The sequence below is a fragment of the Halorubrum tibetense genome, assembly GCF_042661865.1.
GTDB classification, from domain to species: Archaea; Halobacteriota; Halobacteria; order Halobacteriales; family Haloferacaceae; genus Halorubrum; species Halorubrum tibetense.
This window is the reverse complement of the sequence record NZ_JBHSWW010000200.1, coordinates 1-4,587: the sequence shown is the minus strand read 5'-3', so window position 1 is coordinate 4,587 and position 4,587 is coordinate 1. Positions and strand designations below refer to the sequence as shown.

The window sequence follows — 4,587 nt, the reverse complement described above, 5'->3', positions numbered from 1 at the left end:
GCCGACCACTCCGCCGCGCCCGCCACGGCCGATGACCCCGACACCGCCCTCTCGCTCTCCGGGGACGGCGTCTGGCAGGGGCGAGGCGTGGTCGACGGTTTCGACGACCTCCTCGACGGGCTCGCGCCCGACCACGACTACCTCGTCGCAGTCGGGTACGACCGCCTTCGACTTCCGACCGTCCTCCTCGGTCCCGACGCCGACGCCGCGGACACGCCCGGTGACGTGATCGCGACCGGGGCGAACGCGGACGACGTCGACCTCGACGCGGTCGTCGACGCGCTTGACGCGGCGGAGCCGTGGATCACCCGCGAGACGCTCGTCCGGCGGGTCGAAGCGTCGCCGCGCGCGGAGCGGTCGGGCGCTATCGCGACGTTCACCGGACGCGTCCGTACGCGAGACAGCCCCGACGACAACCGTACGACCCACCTCGCGTTCGAGAAGTACGAGGGGGTCGCCCGCGACCGGATGGACCGGATCGCCGACGAACTCACCGATCGCGACGGCGTCCTCGACGTCGCGATGCACCACCGTACCGGCGTGATCGAGGCGGGCGAAGACATCGTGTTCGTCGTCGTGCTCGCGGGCCACCGACCCGAGGCGTTCCGCGCCGTCGAGGACGGGATCGATCGGCTCAAGGACGAGGTGCCGATATTTAAAAAGGAGACGACGGAACGCGAGGAGTTCTGGCTCCACCGGCGGGACCCGTAAGCCGCTGCGGTACGATCTACGGGCGGCCCGCGCGACCCGTAAGCCGCTGCGGTACGATCTACGGGCGGCCCGCGCGACCCGTAAGCCGGTTCCGACGCGTGACGCGGCTGGCGCGCGCCCGACTCGATCCCCCCGTTTTGTCCCGCCCTTCCGGCTCGATCGCGGGTACTGGCGGGCGTTAGTTTCTGCTTTCGTATATATCAGTATCGCGGCCTTAGATCACTTTGTAAACGATCTACGCGGTTTTGAAACCGTTTTGAACGGTCCGTCAGACACGTTTTTTCGTCGCGGCGGCGGTGAAAGGGCTTGAATCCTCACGAACACCGTCCAACGGTCTCGGCTTTATAACACCCTCCGTCCACAAGCGGTGAGTGTACCATGAGCGCGACTGCAACCCCCTCCACCGACGTCAGCGCGAACGACTCTCAGAGCAAGGAAGAGCGGCTGAAACAGTACCTGCTCGACCGCGCGCAGGACGGCGAGATGTACTTCAAGGGGAAGTTCATCTCCGACGACGTCGACCTCTCCCCGAAGGAGATCGGCGCACTGATGGTGAAGCTCCGGGATTCCGCGACGGAGCTCACCGTCGAGAAGTGGTCGTACACGGGCGCGACGACGTGGCGAGTCGAGCCCGCGAACTGATCCCGCCGGATCGGACGGTCCCCGATCGACGCGCTTTCGCTGCGACCCTCGATCGACGTTCTTCTTCCGCAGTCCCCTTGGTGACGGCCCCGACTCCCGATCCCCTCTCGGCCGGCGACGCGGGGTTTATACTCGCCGCCGGCTAACCCGGAACGATGCCAGCACGCGAGGACGGGTCGGCGTCGGCGGACGACGACGTCCCCCGTCCGGAGTCCCTCCGAACGTTCTTCCGGGTCGACGAGGTCCGACGAGACGACGGTCGAGTCCGGTTCGTCGGCGAGTCGTACATCCCCGAACGCACCCTGCTGCGGAAGATCTCCCCTGCGTTCCGGGAGGCGGGCTACGATGTCGATCTCGAAACGCTCGAGGGGGGACACGTCGTCGTCGTCACCCCGTTCGACCACGGTCGTGAGGGTGTCCCGTGGGTGAACGTCGTCCTGTTCGTCACGACGGTGCTGTCGACGCTGTTCGTCGGCGCGTACGGCTGGTACTACGTCCCGCTCGCCGAGATCCGCGCGAACCCGCTCGCGATGCTTCAGGCGTGGCCGTTCACCGCCGCGGTCCTTGGGGTGTTGATGGTCCACGAGCTCGGCCACTACGTCGCCGGGCGCTACCACGGCGTCGACGTGTCGCTGCCGTACGTGATCCCGTTCGTCTTCCCGTTCGGGACGCTCGGGGCCGTGATCCGGATGCGGGGACGGATGCCCTCCCGTAAGGTGCTCTTCGACATCGGAGCTGCGGGGCCCATCGCCGGACTCGTCGCGACCGTCGCCGTCACCGCTATCGGCCTGTCGCTCGACCCGATCCGCGTCCCGGCCGAGCTCGCCAACGGCTCCGGGACGATGATCCGGTTCAACAACCCACCCCTGTTGAGTCTCATCGCCGACCTGTTGGGACAGCCAACCACTTACGACGACCCGACGCTCTCGACGCACCCCGTTGTCATCGGGGGGTGGGTCGGGATGTTCTTCACGCTGTTGAACCTCCTCCCGGTGGGCCAGCTCGACGGCGGTCACATGGTCCGAGCGATGGCCGGCCCGCGACAGGAGACGCTCGCCGCGCTCGTCCCCGCCGGCCTGTTCGCCATCGCGGCGTACCTCTACTACTGGCGCGGGCTGGGTCTGAACGAGTCGGTCGGCCTGTGGGCGTTCTGGGGCGTGTTCGCGATGGTGATCGCCGCCAACGGCCCGGCGAACCCGGACGACGAACGTCGCCTGGGCTGGCCGCGCTTCCTCGTCGGCGTCCTCACGTTCGCAGTCGGCGCGCTGTGTTTCCTGCTCGTCCCGATACAGGTCGTGTCGACGTGAGCTCCCTCTCCGCCCGACGTGCGCTCCCCTTCCGTCACCGTGTGAGGGTCAGTCCTCGCGCTGCTTTTTCATCCCCTGTCTCGTGAACTGCGGGTTGCCGGGGATCGTCCGCTTCTTCCGGAACGACCGGTACAGGCCGATCGCCAGCGGCGAGGCGAGGAGGAGGACGACGACGGCGAGCCGCCACTCGTCGGCGAACGAGTAGAGGATCGTCGCCGAGAGCACGCCGACCGCCAGCAACACCGAGTAGGCGATCCGCACCGCGAGCTTGTCGAGCACCCGCGAGTCGTCGTCGAGCGACACCTCGACGTGGAGGTCGCCCCGGTTCGCCCGGTCGAGGAACGCGTCCGCCTTCGGCGGGACGGTGAACAGCGCCTCCGTCGTGCGCTGGACCTGCCGACCGGCGTTCTCGGCGAGCTCCTTGGCGGTCCGCTCGTAGTACCCCTCCCGTTCGAGGTAGTCGGTCGCCGTCGAGATGAAGTCGAACTCGGGGTCGAGGGTGACACACACCCCTTCGACGACGGTGGCGACCCGGAGGACCAACGCGAGGTTCCGCGGGAGGCGAAGGGGGAACTCGTAGATCGTCGACTCCACCTGTTCGATGATCTGGTTGACGCGGTACTGCTCGATATCTTCCCCGCGGGCGTCCGCGATCGCGAGCTCCATTACCTCCCCCATCACGTCGCGGTCGACCTCCGGCGAGAGCGTCCCCATCGAGATCAGGGTGTCGAGGATCGCGTCGGTGTCCTGTCTCGCCACCGCGACGTAGAACTCGACGATCTTCTCCTGGACGAACGGGTCGACCCGCCCCGACATCCCGAAGTCGTAGAAGATCACCGCGCCGTCGTCGTCGACGGCGAGGTTTCCCGGATGCGGGTCGGCGTGGAACACGCCGTCGTCGATGATCATCTGCAGGTACACCTCTTGGAGGGTCTCCGCGATCGCGCTCCGGTCGAGCCCGGCGTCGTCCAGCTCGTCGATCCGACTGATCTTCGTCCCGCCGATGTACTCCATCGTGAGCACGCGCGGCCCCGAGACCGCTTCGTACGTCCTCGGGATGCGGATCCGGTCGTTCCCCGCGAAGTTCCCCTTGATCTCCTCGAGCATCTCCCGCTCGCGCCGGTAATCCATCTCCTCGCGGATGGTCTTCGCGAACTCGTCGGAGAGGTTCTCCAGCGAGAACGCCCGCCCGCCGCCGATGAACCGGCGGACGAGCGGGAGCGACCACCGGATCGCCTTGAGGTCCGCCTCGACGAGCTCCTCGATCCCCGGACGGCGGACCTTGATCGCGACGTCCTCGCCCTCGTACGTCGCGGTGTACACTTGACCGAGGCTCGCGCCGCTTATCGACTCGGTGTCGAAGTCGTCGAACACCTCGTCGACGGGGCCGAGCTCCGCCTCCAACACCTGCTTCGACTCCTCCCACGGAGCCGGCGGCACGTCGTCTTGGAGCCCCTCCAGCACCTCGATGTACGCCGGCGGAAGGAGGTCCGGCCGGGTCGAGAGGAGCTGGCCGAGCTTGATGAACGTCGGGCCGAGCGTGAGCAGGATGTCGAGGAGAACGTCGGCACGCTCGCGCTGGGTCGCCGGGTCGACGTCGCGGCTCCCGCCGAACAGCAGGAACCGCTTTCGATCGCGCCAGTAGGCAACGATCAGCGGGGAAAACCGCCGAATCACCACGAGAAACCGCCAGTACGCACGGAAGTTGACCAGCGTCACCACCCGTCAGGTGCTGCGGTCGTCGTCGGCCGACTCGTCGTCCGCGCCGTCGGCATCGGGCTCACTGTCGGCCGACTCCCCGTTCGCAGCGTCGCTCCCGTCCGTGGCGTCGTCGTCCTCCTCCTCGCCGCCCTCGACGGGGATCCGTGGCGCGTCGCGCTCGTCACGCTTGGGGAGGACGACCTCGAGCACGCCGCGGTCCATCTCC

4 protein-coding genes and 1 pseudogene are annotated in these 4,587 nt (G+C 67.6%); 3 read left to right on the top strand and 2 right to left on the bottom strand.

Going from position 1 to position 4,587, the window contains the following annotated elements; all coding sequences use genetic code 11:
• The 3 genes from ACFQEU_RS11750 to ACFQEU_RS11740 form a co-directional block, all read left to right on the top strand.
• Window positions 1–711, top strand: a 711-nt coding sequence (locus tag ACFQEU_RS11750; protein ID WP_379782350.1) for a molybdopterin synthase, incomplete at its 5' end; no start/stop codon positions are given.
• Window positions 712–1,089: 378 nt separating this feature from the next.
• Complete coding sequence (locus ACFQEU_RS11745; protein ID WP_379782348.1) at window positions 1,090–1,353, top strand: DUF7123 family protein; 264 nt, start codon at window positions 1,090–1,092, stop codon at window positions 1,351–1,353.
• Between the two features lie 155 nt (window positions 1,354–1,508).
• The gene (locus tag ACFQEU_RS11740) at window positions 1,509–2,660 is read left to right on the top strand and encodes a site-2 protease family protein (protein ID WP_379782346.1); all 1,152 of its coding nucleotides are present in this window, start codon (window positions 1,509–1,511) and stop codon (window positions 2,658–2,660) included.
• 48 nt (window positions 2,661–2,708) lie between these two features.
• On the opposite strand, the gene ACFQEU_RS11735 is transcribed toward ACFQEU_RS11740, so the two are convergent.
• Both ACFQEU_RS11735 and ACFQEU_RS11730 read right to left on the bottom strand, forming a co-directional pair.
• Entirely contained in the window at window positions 2,709–4,382 is a 1,674-nt protein-coding gene (locus ACFQEU_RS11735; protein WP_379782344.1) for an ABC1 kinase family protein, read from the bottom strand.
• Window positions 4,383–4,385: 3 nt separating this feature from the next.
• A pseudogene (locus ACFQEU_RS11730) lies at window positions 4,386–4,587 on the bottom strand (hypothetical protein); the annotation flags it as partial.